This is a genomic window from Streptomyces sp. NRRL F-5630 (assembly GCF_000719475.1).
Lineage (GTDB): Bacteria > Actinomycetota > Actinomycetes > Streptomycetales > Streptomycetaceae > Streptomyces.
The window spans coordinates 43,821-63,644 of sequence record NZ_JOGO01000034.1 but is presented as its reverse complement, the minus strand read 5'-3'; the positions used below and the strand labels follow the sequence as shown (position 1 = coordinate 63,644).

The following is a 19,824-nucleotide window of genomic DNA, read 5'->3' as shown; positions in this document are numbered from 1 at the left end:
CGCCATCGCCGGCCTCGTCTCCGACCGCACCGCCAACATCTGAAGGCCGCCGTGAGCAAGGCCAACACACCTCACCGGCTATCACGCACCAACTCGTTACGTGCCGAAGCGCCCCTCGCGGCTGAGTGCCCAGCGCCCCAGAACGGCCTCGCGCGGCAGCGCCGCGCCGCGCTTCGGGTCGGCGGTCCGCCTCAGAACGTTCCGAGCTTGATCAGGGACAGCAGCGCCACCAGCTGGATCGCGCTCGCGCCCAGGGCGCGGGGCCAGGCGAGGTCGTGGGAGCGGCTCACCATCGAGGTGAAGAGGAAGCCCGCGGCGATCCAGGTGATCCAGCCGACGACCTGCACGAACGAGGCGTCGCCGCCCGCGAACATCGCGATGATCAGGCGGGGCGCGTCCGTCAGCGTCATGATCAGCATCGACAGGCCCACCGTGGGCTGCCAGGAGCCGTCGCCGCCGAGCTGGCGGGCCAGGGTGTGGGTGACGACGCCGAGCACGAAGGCACTCACGGTGATCATGACGGCGGCGGTGAGCACGTACGGGACCGCCGTGCTCAGGGTCGCGTGGATGACGTCGTCGCGGGCGTCGTCGAAGCCGAAGATCGCGAGCAGCCCGTAGATCAGCGTGACGACGAGCGCCGGGCCCCAGACCGCGTAGTCGCGCATCCGCTGGAAGGTCTGGTGCGGGCGCAGGACGATGCCGCTGAGCAGGTCCTGCCAGCGCAGCCGGGGGCCCGAGGGCACCGCCGGGGCCGGGGGCGCGTCGTGGCCGTAGGGGTCCTCGCCGATCGCGAAAGCCTGGGTGTGGCCGGGGTTGTTGTGCTGGGCCGAGGAGGGGTACGGGGCCTGCGCGCCCGGGCCCGGGTAGCCGTAGCCGCCGCCCTGCTGCTGCGGGGGGCGGTTGTCCGGGTAGCCGTAGCCGCCACCCTGCGGGTGCGGGTGCGGGTGGTGCTGCGGGGGGCCGCCGAAGTACTCGGGCTCGCCCGCCCCGGACGGCCTGCCCGCCCCCGACGGCCTGCCCTGGGGGGTCGGCCAGCCGTTGCCCTGGGGCGCCGCCGGCCAGCCGTTGCCGCCGCCCTGCGGCGGGCGCGGGGCACCGCCGTACGGCTGCTGCTGCCGCTGCCCCGGCGCGGGGTACTGACCCTGCGGGGGCCTGCCCCCAGGGTTCTGCTGCTGCCCACTCGTGCGGTTGTCCCGGCCGCGTCCGATCCTGAATCCAGCCACGCACCGAACGTACCCGCATATCCGGGCCGGTACGGAGCGGTCCCGCCCGCGCTGGGGCTTTGCGGCCGAGCTGTGACATCTCCGGGCGGCGTGTCGCCGGACGCGGCGGGACCCTTGCGTCACGCACGTACCGCCTTGTAGGTTCGAACGTTCTGCCGAGGGCAGACCCGCGCCGACCTCGCGGCCTTGCTCGCGTTCCTGGGGGAACGGATGCGTCATCGCTCCACGGTCTCGTCGGCCGTGCTCGGGGGGACCTCCCTCGTCGCGGCGCTCAGCGGCACGGTCGCGGTCCTGGTGGGGGACATCGCGCGGTACGGCTCGGACGACGACGGGCCGATGGTGACCGCGCTCGTGCTGTTCGCCCTCGCCATCGTCGGCTGTGCGGGGTGGCTGCTCGCCGTGCGGGCCGCTCCGGAGGCCGAGCGGCTGCCGGACGGTCCGGTGCGGGCCGGGATCCCGCGGCAGGTCGCGCCGATCCGCCGCGACTGGGCCCGGACCGGGCAGATCCTGCTGTTCCTGTGCGCGCCGTACGTCCTCGTACGCACCGCCGCCCCCTCGCCGGGCGGTGCTCTCGGCGAGCTGCCCGCCTTCCTGCTGCTCGTCGCCACGATCGCCCTGCTGGCGCGGCTGCCGCTCCTGCTGGGCGGTCAACTGCCGCCCGCGCCGCGCGGCTTCCGCAGGCGCGTGGCCGCAGGGGTGCCGGTGCTCGCGACGCGGGCGCGGCTCGGGCGGCCGGTCCGGGTCGATGTCCGCACGGCCTCGGGGGCGGGGAGCGGGGACCTCGTCACGCGCGTCGCCTACGGCCTCGGCGTGACGCCCGAGGGGGCGCGCGAGGTGGTGTCCCCCGAGGACGAGGGCTTCTTCGGGGTCGAGGCCGTGGAGGAGCGCGGGATGTACCGGCGCGCGATCGGGGAACGGCACCTCTCGCACTCGGTCGTGCAACTCGCCGGGCACCGGGGGTGGTTGTGCGTCCCGCGCGAGTGGCGCGCCTACACGGGCGTGCGGGGGAAGCGGTCCCTGGTCCCGGCCTTCTTCGCGAGCGACACGGGGCACGTCGTGTGGGCCGCGATCGAGCCCGTGCTCGTCGAGCGGGCCCTCGCGGAGGGCCACCTGACGCCGCGCGGGACGGACATCGCGCTGCGCGCCGCGCCGGTGCGGCGGCCGTCCTTCTACCTCGCGCGGGCGCACGACCGGGTGCTCGCGCTCGGGCTCGGCGTCGTCCTCGCGACCGTGCCCGCGATGACCGGGCTCGTCCCGGTGTGGGGGACGGTGCTGTGCGGGCTCGCCGGGCTGGCGCTCCTCGGCCGGGCCGCCTACGTGGTGCTCACGGCGCCGTACCGCTTCCAGGCGCAGGACGAAGGGCTGTGGAAGCGCTTCGCGCGCACCGACCCGGCGCTGCGCTGACCCGCGCGCCGCACGGACGTCCGCCGGGGCCGCGACGGCCGCCGGGGGACCGGGGGGATGCCGGGCGTCAGGGAATCCGGGGGGATTCCCTGACGCCTGACGTACCGACGCCTGACGTACCGACGCCCGACGCGCCGATGCCTGTCGCCCGACGTGCCGACGCCCGACGTGCCGACCGGTGCGGGGCGGCGCGGGGCGGGGCAGGTCAGGGCCCGGCCGCTCAGTCGGCCATGTTGTGACCGAAGACCGGAGTGCCCGCGGTGGAGATGCCCACCGTGGAGACGTACAGGCCCGCGCTGCCCTTGAAGCTCTTGCCGTCCGGCTGGGTCAGGAGCGGGTAGACCGCGCCGTTGCCGTTCTCCCACGGCGCGGCGATGATCAGGTCGCCCTTCTTGTCGCCGTTGAGGTCGTCGATGTGGACCTCGGAGCCGAAGCCGTCGCCCGCCTCGTCCTCGTTGGGCACGCCCGGCGTGTCCTGGCTCAGGAACAGGGAGCCGGTGCCGGTGATCCCGGAGCCGTCCGCCTTGTTGAAGAGGACGGTGACGGCGCCGGTGCCCTGCTTGCCGTTGAGCGACTCGCCGGGGGCCCCGACGATCAGGTCGAGGTGGCCGTCGCCGTTGACGTCTCCGAGGTCCAGCTCGCTGCCGAAGAGGTCGTTCTTCTCGCCGCCGCCGGGCACGCCCGGGGTGTCCTGCGTGAAGGTCTGGATCGTCCCGGAGGCGGGGCCGCTCCCGGTGCCGTGGATGATCAGCGCGGTGCCGCCCTTGTGGGCGTGGCCGATGCCGCTGTCCCATTCGAGCCCGGTGACGATGTCGGCGTAGCCGTCGTTGTCGGTGTGGCCGATGTCGGTGATGAACCCGGCGGGGAGCCTCTGGGCGCCCTTGGTGGTGGCGCCCGAGGCGGAGCCGGGGAGCCAGTAGTTGGCGTTGAGGTCGTCGTTCTTGGCGTAGCCGTTGACGATCAGGTCCTCTTTGCCGTCGCCGTTGACGTCGCCCGAGTGCAGGTTCTTGATGCCCGCCCCCTTGCCGCTCCAGACGGCGGGGGAGACGGTGTACGACCCCGCGCCGCCGCCCTTCGTGGAGCTGAAGCCGCCGCGCAGGACGTCGATCGTGGCGGCGCCGGAGGTGGTGCCCACCGCGATGTCGTCGCGCTTGTCGCCGTCGAAGTCACCGGCCTCCAGCGGGGCGCCGTAGTTGTCGTGCTTCGTGGGGCGCGGGTCCTTGAGGGTCGTGCCGCCCTTGAGGCCCGCTGCCGAGCCCCAGAGGATGACGGCGGTGCCGCCGTCCTTGTCGCTGCCGACGTCCTCGCCGGGCACGCCGACGACGAGGTCGTCGTAGCCGTCGCTGTTGAAGTCGCCGAAGGCGGTGTCGGCGCCGAAGTAGTCGCCTGCCTCGGCGCTGCCGGGGACGCCGGCGGAGTTCTGCGTGTAGGTCGTGGTGCGGGTGCCGCTCCTGCCGCCGTAGAGGACGGCGACGGCGCCCGCGTTCTTGTGGCCCGCGACGTAGGCGTGCGAGGAACTGATCGCGACATCGGCGTAGCCGTCGCCGTTGAAGTCGGCGTCGGCGCGGCCGGGGGCCTTGCCGGTCGCGGCGGTGGCCGCGCCCGTGGTGAGGGTCAGCAGTCCGCCGGTGAGGGCGGCGGCGGCCGCCGCGGCGAGGGCGGTACGGAAGTGAGAGGGCATGGGCGTCTCCTGCGCGAAACGCGGGAGGCACCGTATGCCGCCCGCGGCCGTGTGGCGACAGGGAGACACGTGGGGCGGCGGCATGGTTGTGCGGCGAGGGGGTGGCGGTGCGCGGAGCGGGGGTCCGGGTGGCGCGTCACGTACGGGAGCGGGCGGCGAAGGCGGCCCCCGTACCGCGAGGGCGGACCGCACACGGCAAGGGCGGGCCCCCGTACGGCAAGGGCGGCCCCCTATGGCGCAGGTGGGCCGCGCATGGCGAAGGGGCGCCGGATCTGGGTCCTGGCGCCCCTTCGGCGGGTGGCTCTCTTCGTCGGTTGGGTCTCTCCGTCGGGCCCGGTGTGCGCGGGGTCAGCTCGCCGCGGGGGCCGGTTCGGGCTCCGGGGCGTCCGTGGTCGCGGCCGGGGGCTCGGGGTCGGCGGGCGCCTTGACCGAGTCCAGGAGGAGCTGGGCGACGTCCACGACCTGCACCGACTCCTTCGCCTGGCCGCCCGCGGCGGAGCCGCTGTCAGCCGCGGCCTTCTTGCCGTTGACCGAGTCGGTCAGCATGACGAGGCAGAAGGGGCAGGCCGTCGAGATGATGTCGGGGTCCAGCGAGAGGGCTTCGTCGACGCGCTCGTTGTTGACGCGCTTGCCGATGCGCTCCTCCATCCACATGCGCGCGCCGCCCGCGCCGCAGCAGAAGCCGCGCTCCTTGTGCCGGTGCATCTCCTCGCTGCGGATGCCCGGGACCTTCGCGATGATCTCGCGCGGCGGCGTGTAGATCTTGTTGTGGCGGCCCAGGTAGCAGGGGTCGTGGTACGTGATGAGGCCCTCGACCGGCGTGACGGGGACGAGCTTGCCCTCGTCGACCAGGTGCTGGAGCAACTGGGTGTGGTGGATGACCTCGTACTCGCCGCCGAGCTGCGGGTACTCGTTCGCGATCGTGTTGAAGCAGTGCGGGCAGGTCGCGATGATCTTCTTCGCGGACTTCGGCTTCTTCGTGGACTCGTCCTCGTCGTCCTCGCCGAAGGCCATGTTGAGCATCGCGACGTTCTCGGCGCCGAGCTGCTGGAAGAGCGGCTCGTTGCCGAGGCGGCGCGGCGAGTCGCCCGTGCACTTCTCGTCGCCGCCCATGATCGCGAACGAGACGCCCGCGATGTGCAGCAGTTCGGCGAACGCCTTCGTCGTCTTCTTCGCGCGGTCCTCCAGGGCGCCGGCGCAGCCGACCCAGTAGAGGTAGTCGACCTCGGTCAGGTCCTCGACGTCCTCGCCGACGACCGGCACCTCGAAGTCGACCTCCTTCGTCCACTCCAGGCGCTTCTTCTTCGCCAGGCCCCAGGGGTTGCCCTTCTTCTCCAGGTTCTTGAGCATCGTCCCGGCCTCGGAGGGGAAGGACGACTCGATCATGACCTGGTAGCGGCGCATGTCGACGATGTGGTCGATGTGCTCGATGTCCACGGGGCACTGCTCGACGCAGGCGCCGCAGGTGGTGCAGGACCACAGGACGTCGGGATCGATGACGCCGCCCTCTTCGAGGGTGCCGACGAGGGGGCGCTCGGCCTCGGCGAGGGCGGCGGCGGGGACGTCCTTGAGCTGCTCCTCGCTCGCCTTCTCCTCGCCCTCCATGGTCTTGCCGCCGCCTGCGAGCAGATACGGGGCCTTGGCGTGCGCGTGGTCGCGCAGGGACATGATGAGGAGCTTCGGCGAGAGGGGCTTGCCGGTGTTCCAGGCGGGGCACTGCGACTGGCAGCGTCCGCACTCGGTGCAGGTGGAGAAGTCGAGCAGGCCCTTCCAGGAGAAGTGCTCGACCTGCGAGACGCCGAAGACGTCGTCCTCGCCCGGGTCCTCCCAGTCGATCGCCTTGCCGCCGCTCGTCATGGGCTGGAGCGCGCCGAGGGAGACGGCGCCGTCCGCGTTGCGCTTGAACCAGATGTTGGGGAAGGCGAGGAAGCGGTGCCAGGCGACGCCCATGTTGGTGTTGAGGCCGACGGTGATCGCCCAGATCATCGTGGCGCCCAGCTTGATCATCGCCGTGAGGTAGATGAGGTTCTGGAGCGTGGAGACGTCCAGGCCGCGCAGGGCCGCGACGAGGGGGTACGAGACCCAGTAGCCCGCCTCGTAGCCGTCGACGTGGTGGATCGCGCCTTCGAGGCCGCGGAGCACGAGGACCGCGAGGCCGATGACGAGGATGACGTACTCGACGAAGTACGCCTGGCCGAGCTTGGAGCCCGTGAAGCGGGACTTGCGTCCGGCGCGCGAGGGCAGGCTCAGCAGGCGGATGCCCATGAGGGTGAGGATGCCGAGCGTCGTGAAGAGCGCGATGAACTCGATGTAGACCTCGTACGGGGGCCAGGTGCCGATCCAGGGGATGATCCAGTCCGCCTGGAAGAGCTGCCCGTACGCGTTGACGATCGTCAGGCCGAGGGTGAGGAAGCCGACCGCTACGAACCAGTGGGCGACACCGACGATGCCCCAGCGGTTCATCCGGGTGTGACCGACGAATTCCCTCGCGAGAGTGAGGGAGCGCTGTTTCCAGCGGTCGGTACGGCTGCCGGCCGGGACGGGCTGGCCGAGCCGTACGTGCTGGACGATCTGCGCGATCGCTCGGGAGATGAGCGCCACGCCGACCACGGTCAGGAGCAGCGACACGATGATCGCGGCGAGCTGCATGGAGGGCTCCTCGAACCTGCGCGGAAGTGCGGGGTACTGGGTCGGTGGGCCGGGAGGCCCGGTGCGGCCCGGGAAGGGTCGCCTTACTAAGCAGTAACTTAATCGGTTCTGTAGGGAGGGTATCCACTCTCCGTCGGCGTGGACCCCTCGCCCCGCGTGATCTGGCGCACGGCGCGCCGCGGGGCGGGGGCGGGGGTGGTTGCCGGGGTGGAGCGGTGTGCGGCGGGGGGTGCTTGCCGGGTGGAGCGGCGCGCCGCAAGGGGTGTCGGTCGCGTGGAGCGAGGTGTTCGTCGGGCGTCTGTCGCGTGGAGCGGTGGCCGCTCCGGGCGGCGTCAGGCGGTCATTGCGCGTAAGGGCTGAATAAGAGTTGAGTGCGCCCGGCTCAGGTCTGTTGACAGGGGGTGGGGGGCTGGTGCATGGTTGAGCGAGATCCACTCAAGTAAGCATCTGGAGGACCCGAAATGGCACGTGCGGTCGGCATCGACCTGGGCACGACTAACTCCGTCGTCAGCGTTCTGGAGGGCGGCGAGCCCACCGTGATCACCAACGCCGAGGGCGCCAGGACCACGCCGTCCGTCGTCGCCTTTGCGAAGAACGGTGAGGTGCTGGTCGGCGAGGTCGCCAAGCGTCAGGCGGTCACCAACGTCGACAGGACCATCCGGTCGGTCAAGCGCCACATGGGCACCGACTGGAAGATCAATCTGGACGGCAAGGACTTCAATCCGCAGCAGATCTCCGCCTTCGTCCTCCAGAAGCTCAAGCGCGACGCGGAGTCGTACCTCGGCGAGAAGGTGACCGACGCGGTCATCACCGTCCCGGCGTACTTCAACGACTCCGAGCGCCAGGCGACGAAGGAGGCCGGTGAGATCGCCGGCCTCAACGTGCTGCGCATCGTCAACGAGCCGACGGCCGCCGCCCTCGCGTACGGCCTCGACAAGGACGACCAGACGATCCTCGTCTTCGACCTCGGTGGCGGCACCTTCGACGTCTCGCTCCTGGAGATCGGCGACGGCGTCGTCGAGGTGAAGGCCACCAACGGCGACAACCAGCTCGGTGGTGACGACTGGGACCAGCGCGTCGTCGACTACCTGGTCAAGCAGTTCAACAACGGTCACGGTGTGGACCTGAGCAAGGACAAGATGGCGCTCCAGCGCCTGCGCGAGGCCGCCGAGAAGGCGAAGATCGAGCTGTCCTCGTCCACCGAGACCACGATCAACCTGCCCTACATCACGGCCTCCGCCGAGGGCCCGCTGCACCTGGACGAGAAGCTCACGCGCGCCCAGTTCCAGCAGCTCACCGCGGACCTCCTGGACCGGACGAAGACCCCGTTCCACAACGTGATCAAGGACGCGGGCATCGCGCTCGCCGACATCGACCACGTCGTGCTCGTCGGTGGCTCGACCCGTATGCCCGCCGTCGCCGAGCTCGTCAAGGAGCTGACCGGCGGCAAGGAGGCGAACAAGGGCGTCAACCCGGACGAGGTCGTCGCCATCGGCGCCTCGCTCCAGGCCGGTGTCCTCAAGGGCGAGGTCAAGGACGTCCTGCTCCTCGACGTCACCCCGCTGTCCCTCGGCATCGAGACCAAGGGCGGCATCATGACGAAGCTCATCGAGCGCAACACGACGATCCCGACGAAGCGCTCCGAGATCTTCACGACGGCCGAGGACAACCAGCCGTCCGTGCAGATCCAGGTGTACCAGGGTGAGCGCGAGATCGCCGCGTACAACAAGAAGCTCGGGATGTTCGAGCTGACCGGTCTGCCCCCGGCCCCGCGCTCGGTGCCGCAGATCGAGGTCTCCTTCGACATCGACGCCAACGGCATCATGCACGTCACCGCGAAGGACCTCGGTACGGGCAAGGAGCAGAAGATGACCGTCACCGGCGGCTCCTCGCTGCCGAAGGAAGAGGTCGACCGGATGCGCCAGGAGGCGGAGCAGTACGCGGACGAGGACCACCGCCGCCGCGAGTCCGCCGAGGTGCGCAACCAGGCCGAGCAGCTCACGTACCAGACCGAGAAGTTCCTCAAGGACAACGAGGAGAAGGTCCCGGGCGAGATCAAGACCGAGGTCGAGGAGGCCCTCACCGAGCTGAAGGAGAAGCTCAAGGGTGAGGACACCGCCGAGATCAAGACGGCCACCGAGAAGGTCGCGGCCGTCTCGCAGAAGCTCGGCCAGGCGATGTACGCCGACGCGCAGGCCACCGCCGGCGCCGAGGGCGCGGCCCCGGGTGGCGCCGGTGCCGGTGCCAAGGCCGACGACGACGTCGTCGACGCCGAGATCGTCGACGAGGACAAGAAGGACGGTGCGGCGTGAGCGAGGAGACCGCGGGGGGCTTCGACGAGAAGAACGAGCCCGCTGACGTCTCCGACGGCGCCGCCCCCGACGCCGCCGAGGAGGACCGCTCCGAGCAGGAGCGGTCCGCCCCGGGCGGGGACGCTCAGCAGGCCGGTCTGACGGCTGAGCTGGACCAGGTGCGCACCGCGCTCGGCGAGCGCACCGCGGACCTCCAGCGCCTCCAGGCCGAGTACCAGAACTACCGCCGCCGGGTCGAGCGCGACCGGGTCGCCGTGAAGGAGCTCGCGGTCGCGAACCTCCTGAGCGAGGTCCTGCCCGTGCTCGACGACATCGGCCGGGCGCGGGAGCACGAGGAGCTGACGGGCGGCTTCAAGTCGGTCGCCGACTCGCTGGAGTCCATCACCGCCAAGATGGGCCTGGAGCAGTTCGGCGAGGAGGGCGAGCCCTTCGACCCGACGATCCACGAGGCGCTCATGCACTCCTACGCCCCGGACGTCACCGAGACGACGTGCGTCGCGATCCTCCAGCCGGGGTATCGCTTCGGCGAGCGCACGATCCGCCCCGCGCGGGTCGCGGTCGCCGAGCCCCAGCCGGGCGCGGCGCCGGCATCGGGCAAGGAGCAGGCGGCCTCCGGCTCGGCCCCGGCCGAGGAGGAGAAGGCCGCTGCGGCGGACGAGGAGAACGGTGGCCCCGACAAGGGCTGAGCAGAGCGGGAGACGCCCGGCCGGACCGGATGGTCCGGCCGGGCGGCCCGGTGAGGCGGTACGGGCGCCGGCGGGAGCCGGTCGCCCGGGAGCGGCACGGACGCCGGCGCGAGCCGCGCGCCCGGGAGCGGTACAACAGGAGATGGCCGGGCGGGCCGGGCGGGGGCCGTGGCCCGGGGCCGCGCCGCCACGGAAGGAGGGACGTCGGGGATGAGCACGAAGGACTTCATCGAGAAGGACTACTACAAGGTCCTCGGCGTGCCGAAGGACGCCACCGAGGCGGAGATCAAGAAGGCGTACCGCAAGCTCGCCCGCGAGAACCACCCGGACGCCAACAAGGGCAACACCAGGGCCGAGGACCGCTTCAAGGAGATCTCCGAGGCGCACGACGTCCTCGGCGACCCGAAGAAGCGCAAGGAGTACGACGAGGCGCGCGCCCTCTTCGCGGGTGGCGGCTTCCGCCCCGGTGGTGCGGGTGCCGGTGGTGCGGGCGGCAATTTCAACTTCGACCTGGGCGACCTCTTCGGGGGCGGTCCGGGCGGCAGCGGGGGCGGCGGCTTCGGCGGTGGCCTCGGCGATGTCTTCGGCGGGCTCTTCAACCGCGGCGGTGCGGCGGGCGCGGGGACGCAGGGCGGCCCGACGCGCACCCGCGCCCGGCGCGGCCAGGACATCGAGTCCGAGGTGACGCTCACCTTCACCGAGGCGGTGGACGGGGCGACGGTCCCGCTGCGGATGTCCAGCCAGGAGCCGTGCAAGGCGTGCTCGGGCACGGGCGACAAGAACGGCACCCCGCGGGTCTGCCCGACCTGCGTGGGCACGGGGCAGGTCTCGCGCGGGGGCAGCGGCGGTTTCTCCCTCACCGACCCGTGCGTGGACTGCAAGGGGCGCGGGCTCATCGCCCAGGACCCCTGCGAGGTGTGCAAGGGCAGCGGGCGCGCCAAGTCGGCCCGCTCCATCCAGGTGCGCATCCCGGCGGGCGTCCAGGACGGGCAGCGCATCCGGCTGCGCGGCAAGGGCGCCCCGGGCGAGCGCGGCGGCCCGGCCGGTGACCTCTACGTGGTGGTGCACGTCAAGGAGCACCCGGTCTTCGCCCGCAAGGGCGACAACCTCGCGGTCACCGTGCCCGTGACCTTCAGCGAGGCGGCGCTCGGCGGCACGGTGCGGGTGCCGACGCTCGGCGGCCCGCCCGTCACCCTCAAACTCCCCGCGGGTACCCCCAACGGCCGGACGATGCGTGCCCGCGGCAAGGGCGCGGTCCGCAAGGACGGTACGCGCGGAGACCTCCTGGTGACCGTGGAGGTCGCGGTGCCCGCGCACCTCGACGACCGGGCCAGGGAGGCCCTGGAGTCCTACCGCGACGCGAGTGCCGGGGAGGACCCGCGGGCGGCGTTGTTCGAGGCGGCGAAGGGAGCATGACCATGGAAGGGCGAGGCAGGAATCCGTACGAGCTGACCGACGAGACACCGGTGTACGTCATTTCGGTCGCCGCTCAGCTCTCCGGGCTCCATCCCCAGACGCTGCGTCAGTACGACCGGCTCGGCCTGGTCTCTCCCGACCGTGCGGCGGGCCGGGGCCGCCGCTACTCGGCCCGCGACATCCAGCTCCTGCGCCAGGTGCAGCAGTTGTCGCAGGACGAGGGCGTGAACCTGGCCGGCATCAAGCGGATCATCGAGCTCCAGTCGCAGGTCAGCGCGATGGAGCAGCGCATCGCCGAGCTGAGCGCGGCGCTCGACGGGGCCGCGGCGACGATGCGGCAGCGTGAGGCGCAGGTGCACGCCTCCTACCGGCGCGACCTCGTCCCGTACCAGGAGGTGCAGCAGGCGAGCGCGCTCGTGGTGTGGCGCCCGAAGAACAAGCGGGGGCACGGCGCGGGGGAGTGAGCGGCGGCCCCGCGGGGCTGTGCCGGGGCGGTGCCGTACGGGCGGGGTGATCCTCGCGCGGGGGTGCCGCCCTTGTGCGTGAGGAATACCCCGGCGTGGCGTGGCGGGCGCGAGGGCCCCCGGGCCGTGCCGCCGCGACTCGGTGCGTGCTGGGCCCCCGCGACCCCGTGCGTGCTGGGCCCCTGCGATCCCGTGAGTGCTGGGCTCGGCCCGTGCCGCCGTGACCGCCCGTACGTGCCGGGTGCGGTCCCTGCCGCCTCCCGCACCGCACCTCAGCTGCCCGGTGTGTCCAGCAGTCCGGACTGGGCGATGAGGTAGCCGAGCTGGGCGCGGCTGCCGCTGCCGAGGGTGGTGGCGAGTTTGGCGATGTGGGCCCGGCAGGTGCGGACGTTCATGCCGAGGCGGCGCGCGATGGCCTCGTCGACGTGGCCCTCGACGAGCAGGCGGGCGATGGAGAGCTGGGTGCTCGTGATGCCGCTCGGCACAGGCGCCGGGGTCGCCTCGGACCAGGGGCGCGCGAGGCTCCAGAACTGGTTGAAGACGCCCGCGAGGTAGCCGACGAGACCCGGGTGCTCGATCTTGAGGGCGATCTTGCGGTCGTCACTGATGGGGATGAAGGCCGCGCGGCGGTCCACGATGATGAGCCGCTCGGGGAGCTGCTCCATCGTGCGGAACTCGATTCCCTCCGGCATCGTCCTCTCCACGTACGCGAGTGTGGAGGGATGGTGACGGGCCGTGTGGTGGTAGAGGGTCCGCATCCGGACGCTGGTGCCGAAGAAGGGCTCCACGCGCCGCAGGGCGTCCTCAAGGAGGTACGGGGCGCGTCCGCTGCCGGGCTGGAGCGTGAGCAGTTCGTCGTGGCACTCCATGACGGTCTGGTCGAGCGTGGAGTTGATGCGGTCGAGCCCGTCGAGCACCGTGACCGCCTGACTGGCCGGATCGTGCCCGCTCAGAGCCATGAAGGGCTCCAGGGTCTCGGTGAGCGCGACCGCCGCCTTGCGGTTGTGCAGGATGCGGTTCTCCAGCGGCTGGAGCAGCCTGCCGAGCGCCGTCGACGGCTGGACCGGGAGCAGCGTCGCGGGCTCCGCCGGGTCGGGTGCCAGCAGTCCCAGGTCGAGAACGCAAGGGGCGTCGGCGAGTTCCTCGCGTTTCAGGCGTCCGGAGCGCAGTGCGGCGGCGTACAGCTCACGGCCGGTGACGCAGAGCGGCTCCTGCGGATGGGAATGACACTTTTCGAGGGGCCTCCTCCCCATGTGTCCCCCCCTCAGGCTCATGTAATACAGGAACATGATGCATGGGTTTCCTAGTGAAAGCGCTCAGCCTGGGCCATCGTTGCAGGGCGGGGGTCGTTCACATACCAATCACAGAGGTGGGAGCCCATCATGTCCGTGAAGCTTCGTACACTCTGCGTTTCCGCGATGGCGGCTCTCGCCATTGGTGCGGTGGCTCTGGGGGAGCCGTCGTGGGGAAGCCAGCCGTCGGGGTCCGTGAGTGCCTCCGCCCGCCCGGGGGAGCCCTCGTGGGGCGTGGTCCCGGCCTCTGTGCAGGGTGAGCCCTCCTGGGGTGTCGCTCCGGCTGGTGAGCCCTCCTGGGGCGTCGCTCCCGCTGGTGAGCCCTCCTGGGGTGTGGTCCACGCGAGCGCGAAGCCGGGTGAGCCCTCGTGGGGTGTCGTCCCCGCGGGCGAGCCTTCCTGGGGTGTCGCTCCCGTCAATGAGCCGAACCAGCCGGGTGCCGCCGCGGGCGAGCCCTCCTGGGGCACGGTCCAGGCATGACGACCCCGCCCGACGACCACACCTTCCGGCGTGAGATGGCCACCGCCTATCGCTCCGGCTGGCACTTCATCGATCTCGTCACGGCGATCCCCCACGAGGGCGACTCGCTGATGGTCACGCTCTTCGGCGAACCGATCGTCGTCGTGCGGGACGGGGCCGAGGACGTACGGGCGTACCGCTGTCTCCGTCGGCCCCGTGGTGCCCCGCAGCCCGTACGGTGCGCGGTGCGCTACGGAATGCTTTTCGTCAACCTCGACCAGCGCGACCACCAGCAGGTCGCCGACTGGTCGGACTCCTACGTCACCCCCCGCAGCGCCTGAGCGATTCCCCCCGTTGAAACAGATCGCCAGGCGCTTTCCCCCAGCAGCGGCGCCGCCGAGGACCTGAATCCCCGGCGGCGCCGCTGCCATTCGCGCGTACGGGGCCGGGCGGGACGGCCGGGTGCCCGGGGCCGGTGAGGGGCTCAGGCGTTGCCGAGCAGGCGCGTGAGGGTGATCTCGATGACGGACCGCGCGGGGTTGTGCCGCGGGACGCGTCCGTAGCGCTCGGTGTAGCGCCGTACCGCCTCCTCGACCTCCTCCTGGCCGGTGAGGAGCCGGGCGCGGCCCTCCAGCGTGGCCCAGCGGCGGCCCTCGAACTGGCAGACGGCGACGGGCGTGCCCGCGGGACCGGCGGCGAGGACGTTGCGCGCCTTGCGGCTGGTGCGGCTGGTGATGACGCGGGCGAGCCCCGCCGCGTGGTCGAGCGTGGCGCCGACCGGGGCGACGTGGGGCGTGCCGTCGGGGCGGAGCGTGGTGAGCGTGCAGACGTGTCGCTCGCGCCAGAAGTCCAGGTAGGAGGCGGGCGGAGCGGTGAGCGGGACGGGCATGGGGGGAGAGTAGCGGCGCACCCGGCGGCGGGAGGCGCCGGGAGGCCGACGCGCGCCGGACCCCCGGCCGGGCACGCGCCGCCTCGCCGTCCGTGGCCGCAAGGCAGAACGCGACCGGGAGCCCGCCCAGCTGTCCCGGCAGGCACCGCCGCACTCTCCCTGCCCTCATGTCAGCGCGAGACTCCGGCAGTTCCCTCGAAAGAGTGCTCGAAGATTATTCGCTCCACTTCCTTGAGTGGAATAGACTCAACTTCGTCGAGGCTGTAGGAGTCATCGAGAAGTCGTCGCGGCTGCCCGGAGCAGCCCGATCGGTCGCAGGGGCAAGGAGGACATGCGCGGTGGACGTGGAACTGACGAACAGGAGCCGGGAGGCGATCCAGGCGGCCGGGGAGCGGGCCGTGGCCGGGGGACACCCTGATCTGACGCCCGCCCACCTGCTGCTCGCCCTCCTCGCGGGCCAGGACAACGAGAACGTGACGGACCTGCTGGCCGCCGTCGGCGCGGACCAGTCCGAGGTACGGGCCGCGGCCGAGCGCCTGCTGGGCGCGCTGCCCAGCGTCTCGGGCTCCACGGTCGCGCCGCCCCAGCCCGATCGTGAGACGCTCGCCGCCGTGCGGGACGCGGGGAGCCGCGCGAGGGAACTCGGGGACGAGTATCTGTCGACGGAGCACCTGCTCCTCGGCATCGCCGCGAAGGGCGGACAGGCGGGCGAGGTGCTGGCGGCACAGGGCGCCGACGCCCGGAAGCTTCAGGAAGCGTTTCAGAAGGCAAGGGGAGGACGCCGGGTGACCACTCCCGATCCCGAGGGGCAGTACAAGGCCCTGGAGAAGTTCGGCACCGATTTCACCGAGGCCGCCCGCGAGGGCCGGCTCGACCCCGTGATCGGCAGGGACCAGGAGATCCGCCGGGTCGTCCAGGTCCTCTCGCGCCGCACGAAGAACAACCCGGTGCTCATCGGCGAGCCCGGCGTCGGCAAGACCGCCGTCGTCGAGGGCCTCGCCCAGCGCATCGTCAAGGGCGACGTGCCCGAGTCCCTCAAGGACAAGCGGCTCGTCTCGCTCGACCTCGGCGCGATGCTCGCGGGCGCCAAGTACCGGGGCGAGTTCGAGGAACGCCTCAAGACCGTCCTGGGCGAGATCAAGGACAGCGACGGCCAGGTCATCACCTTCATCGACGAGCTGCACACCGTCGTAGGGGCGGGCGCGGGCGGTGACTCCGCCATGGACGCGGGGAACATGCTCAAGCCGATGCTCGCGCGCGGCGAGCTGCGCATGGTCGGCGCGACGACGCTCGACGAGTACCGCGAGCGGATCGAGAAGGACCCGGCCCTGGAGCGCCGCTTCCAGCAGGTCCTGGTCGCCGAGCCCACCGTCGAGGACACGGTGGCGATCCTGCGCGGCCTCAAGGGCCGGTACGAGGCCCACCACAAGGTCCAGATCAACGACAGCGCCCTCGTCGCCGCCGCGACCCTCTCGGACCGGTACATCACCTCGCGCTTCCTGCCGGACAAGGCGATCGACCTCGTCGACGAGGCCGCGTCCCGGCTCCGCATGGAGATCGACTCCTCGCCCGTCGAGATCGACGAGCTCCAGCGCGCCGTGGACCGGCTCCGCATGGAGGAACTCGCGCTGCGCAACGAGACGGACCCCGCCTCCGTGCAGCGTCTGGAGAAGCTCCACAAGGACCTCGCCGACCGCGAGGAGGAGCTGCGCGGGCTCACCGCGCGCTGGGAGAAGGAGAAGCGCTCCCTCAACCGGGTCGGCGAGCTGAAGGAAAAGCTCGACGAGCTGCGCGGGCAGGCCGAGCGGGCCCAGCGCGACGGCGACTTCGACACCGCCTCGCAGCTGCTCTACGGCGAGATCCCCGCCCTGGAGCGGGACCTGGAGGAGGCGAGCCGTGCCGAGGAGGAGGCCGCCAGGGACACGATGGTCAAGGAGGAGGTCGGCCCCGACGACATCGCGGACGTCGTCGGCTCCTGGACCGGCATCCCGGCCGGAAGGCTCCTGGAGGGCGAGACGCGCAAGCTGCTGCGCATGGAGGAGGAGCTGGGGCGGCGGCTCATCGGGCAGAAGGAGGCCGTCGCCGCCGTCTCGGACGCGGTGCGCAGGACGCGCGCGGGGATCGCCGATCCCGACCGTCCTACGGGCTCGTTCCTCTTCCTCGGCCCCACCGGCGTCGGTAAGACCGAGCTGGCCAAGGCGCTCGCCGACTTCCTCTTCGACGACGAGCGGGCCATGGTCCGCATCGACATGAGCGAGTACGGCGAGAAGCACTCCGTCGCGCGGCTCGTCGGCGCCCCGCCCGGATACGTCGGCTACGAGGAGGGCGGGCAGCTCACCGAGGCGGTGCGCCGCCGCCCGTACAGCGTCGTGCTGCTCGACGAGATCGAGAAGGCGCACCCGGAGGTCTTCGAAGTCCTCCTCCAGGTGCTCGACGACGGCCGCCTCACCGACGGTCAGGGCCGCACCGTCGACTTCCGCAACACGATCCTCGTCCTCACCTCGAACCTCGGCAGCCAGTTCCTCGTGGACCCGCTGACCCCCGAGCCGCAGAAGCGGGAGCAGGTGCTCGAAGTCGTCCGGGCCTCCTTCAAGCCGGAGTTCCTCAACCGGCTCGACGACGTCGTCGTCTTCTCGGCGCTCGACTCCGACGAGCTCGCGCGCATCGCGCGGCTCCAGGTGGAGCGGCTCGCGAAGCGGCTCGCCGAGCGCAGGCTCAGCCTCGACGTCACCCCGGAGGCGCTCGCCTGGCTCGCGTCCGAGGGCAACGACCCGGCGTACGGGGCGCGCCCGCTGCGCCGCCTCATCCAGACCGCGATCGGCGACCGGCTCGCCCGGGCGATCCTCGCGGGCGAGATCGAGGACGGCGACACGGTCCGCGTCGAACGCTTCGGCGACGAACTCCTCGTGGGGCCGGTGACCGGAGCGGCGGCGGGCGAGCAGGAGGGCCCCGCGAAAACGCTCTGACCTGCGCGGCGAGGCTCAGCCGGGTCCCCGGCGCATGGCCGGGGACCCGGCGGGCACCCGGAGCACGGACCGGCTCCGCCCCGCCGCCCCGCGACCCCGCCTCGCCCACCGGGCGAGGGCTTGCCAGCCCCCACCGCATATGAGGGAGGATGGCCCCCATCCGTACGAAGGGAAATACACGGTGACCATCGACCCGTCCTCCATTCCGAACTTCGGGGGCAACCAGCCAGAGCCCCAAGGACCGGCGGGCCCCGTCGTCCCCGACCAGGATTTGGTGAAGCAGCTCCTCGAACAGATGGAGCTGAAGTACGTCGTGGACGACGAGGGCGACCTCGCCGCTCCGTGGGAGGAATTCCGCACGTACTTCATGTTCCGCGGCGAGAACGAGCAGCAGGTCTTCTCGGTGCGGACGTTCTACGACCGTGAGCACCGCATCGAGGACAAGCCCCAGCTCCTCGAAGCCATCGACGACTGGAACCGCCGCACCCTGTGGCCGAAGGTCTACACGCACACGCACGACGACGGTTCGGTCCGCCTCATCGGCGAGGCGCAGATGCTCATCGGTACGGGCGTCAGCCTGGAGCACTTCGTCTCCTCGACCGTCAGCTGGGTGCGCGCCGCGATCGAGTTCGACCGCTGGCTCGTCGAGCAGCTCGGCCTGGAGCAGGACATCGCCGGGGGCGGCGAGGAGAAGCCGGACGGCGACGAGGGCTGACCGGTCCCGGTCCCGGGGCCCCGGCGGGGGCTGTGCTCGGCGCCCTCAGCGCGTCGCTGTCGGTGCGTCACCAAACCGTCGGCGTGTCACCAGGCCCTCGGCGTGTCACCGTGCCGTCGCGGCGTCACAGCCGTCGGGGCGTAGACGTGTCACCGTCCCGACGGCGTGTGACAGCCGTCGGCCCGGTCAGAGGGCCATCGGCGCCCCAGCGACGAGGTAGGCCCCGTAGAGCAGGGCGGGCCCGGCCAGGGAAGCGAGGAGGAGTAGCGCGCGACCCGGCCGGGCCGTCAGCGCCGCCGCGAGGCGGTCCGCGAGCGGGATGAGCAGCGGGAAGGCCGGCAGCAGGAAGCGCGGCTTGGAGCTGAAGTAGGCGGAACCGCCCACCGCGATGAGGAGCAGCACGCCCGTGTACACGAGCAGCGCCCCAGGCAGCGGGCGCCGCCGCTCGGTGAGCAGCGCGGCGAAGAGCAGCAGCGCCCCCGAGAGGAGCAGGACGGCGATGATCCGCTCCGGACGGTTCGTGCCGATCTCGATGTGGTCGGTGTAGCGCAGCATCGCGAGCCCGAAGTCGAAGGTGGAGCCCCAGTCGCGCTGCACGGCGAAGTACCCGCCGAACACGTCCCCCCGCTCCCACCCCACGTACACCACGTACCCCACCCAGCCCAGCGGCGCGAGCGCCATGCCCACGAGGACGCGCGGCGGGGGGAGGGCACGGGTCGTCCAGGCGAGCCACAGCCCGGCGAGGATCACGGCCGCGGCGAGGGCGATGCCGTTCGGGCGCGTGAGCCCGGCGAGCACGGCGCACGTGCCCGCCCACACCCACCGCCCGTCGAGCAGCGCCCACAGTCCCCAGGCCGCGCAGGCGGTGAGCAGCGACTCGCTGTACGGGACGGAGAGCACCATCGCCTGCGGCAGCAGCGCCCAGAGCAGCACGAGCAGGGTCGCGGTCCGGCGGTCGCGCAGCCGCTCGACGACCGCGTAGACGCCCCAGGCGGCGAGCAGCGCGGAGCCCCAGGAGACGACGAGCCCAAGCACGGCCACGGGCACGGAGAAGGGCACGGCGAGGCGCAGCGCGCTGACGAGTCCGGGATAGAGCGGGAAGAAGGCGAGGTCGCGGTAGTACAGGCCCGGTCGCCTGCCGTGCCGGGCGAGGCCGTAGCCGTACGTGGCGATGTGCTCGTACCACTGCGCGTCCCAGGGGCGCAGCAGCCGCTCGTACGGGGAGTCGCCGAAGAGCAGGCAGGCGAGCACGACGAGGAGGCTGCCCGTGAGCCGGATGGCGAGGAACCAGACGAGCGCGGGCGCGGCACGGCGCAGCGAGGGGGGAAGCGCGGAGCCGCCGCCCCCGATCCGGCGCGGTACCCGCACCCCGGGCAGACGTCCGCCTTCCCCCGGGTCGCTGCCCCCGCCCGGGCCCTTCGGTTCCATGCGCCCGTCGCCGGGTTCCAGGAGTTCGCTCACATGGTGCACTGTGCAGGCGGCGAACCACCGCCCGGCCCTGACAAGCCGTTTTCACCGCCTGAGCCCCCCGAACGGGTGGCGCAGTGCGGTTCACTGCGCGAGTCGCTTGAGCTGGATCACCGCCTCGCGGAGCACCTCCTCGCGCTTGCAGAAGGGCAAGGCGCGCGCACCGAGGGTCGGACAGCTTCCCTCGAAATCAGATCCTGA

14 protein-coding genes are annotated in these 19,824 nt (G+C 71.9%); 8 read left to right on the top strand and 6 right to left on the bottom strand.

What is annotated here, in order from left to right; all coding sequences use genetic code 11:
• Positions 1-191 precede the first annotated feature (191 nt).
• Positions 192-1,223 (bottom strand): Yip1 family protein, encoded by a 1,032-nt coding sequence (locus IF99_RS0117330; protein WP_030997424.1) that lies wholly within the window; start codon positions 1,221-1,223, stop codon positions 192-194.
• A gap of 210 nt (positions 1,224-1,433) precedes the next feature.
• Here IF99_RS0117330 and IF99_RS0117325 point away from each other — a divergent pair, with 210 nt between their 5' ends.
• Entirely contained in the window at positions 1,434-2,627 is a 1,194-nt protein-coding gene (locus tag IF99_RS0117325) for a hypothetical protein (protein WP_030997423.1), read from the top strand.
• 220 nt (positions 2,628-2,847) lie between these two features.
• Here IF99_RS0117325 and IF99_RS0117320 read toward each other — a convergent pair whose 3' ends face one another.
• Together IF99_RS0117320 and IF99_RS0117315 are read right to left on the bottom strand one after the other, a co-directional pair.
• On the bottom strand, positions 2,848-4,308 hold the full coding sequence (locus IF99_RS0117320; RefSeq protein ID WP_030997422.1) for an FG-GAP-like repeat-containing protein: 1,461 nt from the start codon (positions 4,306-4,308) through the stop codon (positions 2,848-2,850).
• 348 nt (positions 4,309-4,656) lie between these two features.
• Positions 4,657-6,957 carry a (Fe-S)-binding protein gene (locus IF99_RS0117315; protein WP_030997421.1) on the bottom strand — a complete coding sequence of 767 codons (2,301 nt, stop codon included), beginning with the start codon at positions 6,955-6,957 and terminating at the stop codon, positions 4,657-4,659.
• A gap of 461 nt (positions 6,958-7,418) precedes the next feature.
• Here IF99_RS0117315 and dnaK point away from each other — a divergent pair, with 461 nt between their 5' ends.
• The 4 genes from dnaK (at position 7,419) to IF99_RS0117295 (ending at position 11,835) form a co-directional block, all read left to right on the top strand.
• A complete protein-coding gene (gene dnaK, locus IF99_RS0117310; protein ID WP_030997420.1) occupies positions 7,419-9,269 on the top strand; it encodes a molecular chaperone DnaK in 1,851 nt (616 codons plus the stop codon).
• On the top strand, positions 9,266-9,955 hold the full coding sequence (gene grpE / locus IF99_RS0117305; RefSeq protein ID WP_030997419.1) for a nucleotide exchange factor GrpE: 690 nt from the start codon (positions 9,266-9,268) through the stop codon (positions 9,953-9,955). Before dnaK ends, grpE begins: the two co-directional genes overlap by 4 nt.
• A 210-nt stretch (positions 9,956-10,165) precedes the next feature.
• Positions 10,166-11,371 (top strand): molecular chaperone DnaJ, encoded by a 1,206-nt coding sequence (dnaJ, locus tag IF99_RS0117300; RefSeq protein WP_030997418.1) that lies wholly within the window; start codon positions 10,166-10,168, stop codon positions 11,369-11,371.
• Between the two features lie 2 nt (positions 11,372-11,373).
• Positions 11,374-11,835 (top strand): heat shock protein transcriptional repressor HspR, encoded by a 462-nt coding sequence (locus tag IF99_RS0117295; protein WP_030997417.1) that lies wholly within the window; start codon positions 11,374-11,376, stop codon positions 11,833-11,835.
• A gap of 272 nt (positions 11,836-12,107) precedes the next feature.
• Here the strand turns inward: IF99_RS0117295 and IF99_RS0117290 are convergent, their stop codons facing one another.
• Positions 12,108-13,088 carry a helix-turn-helix domain-containing protein gene (locus IF99_RS0117290; protein ID WP_030997416.1) on the bottom strand — a complete coding sequence of 327 codons (981 nt, stop codon included), beginning with the start codon at positions 13,086-13,088 and terminating at the stop codon, positions 12,108-12,110.
• Between the two features lie 515 nt (positions 13,089-13,603).
• Here IF99_RS0117290 and IF99_RS0117285 point away from each other — a divergent pair.
• A complete protein-coding gene (locus IF99_RS0117285) occupies positions 13,604-13,927 on the top strand; it encodes a hypothetical protein (protein WP_030997415.1) in 324 nt (107 codons plus the stop codon).
• A 143-nt stretch (positions 13,928-14,070) separates the two neighbouring features.
• Here IF99_RS0117285 and IF99_RS0117275 read toward each other — a convergent pair whose 3' ends face one another.
• Positions 14,071-14,475, bottom strand: a complete 405-nt coding sequence (locus IF99_RS0117275; protein ID WP_030997414.1) for a pyridoxamine 5'-phosphate oxidase family protein — start codon at positions 14,473-14,475, stop codon at positions 14,071-14,073.
• A 338-nt stretch (positions 14,476-14,813) separates the two neighbouring features.
• Here IF99_RS0117275 and clpB point away from each other — a divergent pair, with 338 nt between their 5' ends.
• Positions 14,814-17,441 carry an ATP-dependent chaperone ClpB gene (clpB, locus tag IF99_RS0117270; protein WP_030997413.1) on the top strand — a complete coding sequence of 876 codons (2,628 nt, stop codon included), beginning with the start codon at positions 14,814-14,816 and terminating at the stop codon, positions 17,439-17,441.
• Positions 17,442-17,622: 181 nt separating this feature from the next.
• On the top strand, positions 17,623-18,156 hold the full coding sequence (locus IF99_RS0117265) for a YbjN domain-containing protein (RefSeq protein WP_030997412.1): 534 nt from the start codon (positions 17,623-17,625) through the stop codon (positions 18,154-18,156).
• A 186-nt stretch (positions 18,157-18,342) separates the two neighbouring features.
• Here IF99_RS0117265 and IF99_RS0117260 read toward each other — a convergent pair whose 3' ends face one another.
• Positions 18,343-19,626 (bottom strand): glycosyltransferase family 39 protein, encoded by a 1,284-nt coding sequence (locus tag IF99_RS0117260; RefSeq protein ID WP_030997411.1) that lies wholly within the window; start codon positions 19,624-19,626, stop codon positions 18,343-18,345.
• Between the last annotated feature and the right edge of the window lie 198 nt (positions 19,627-19,824).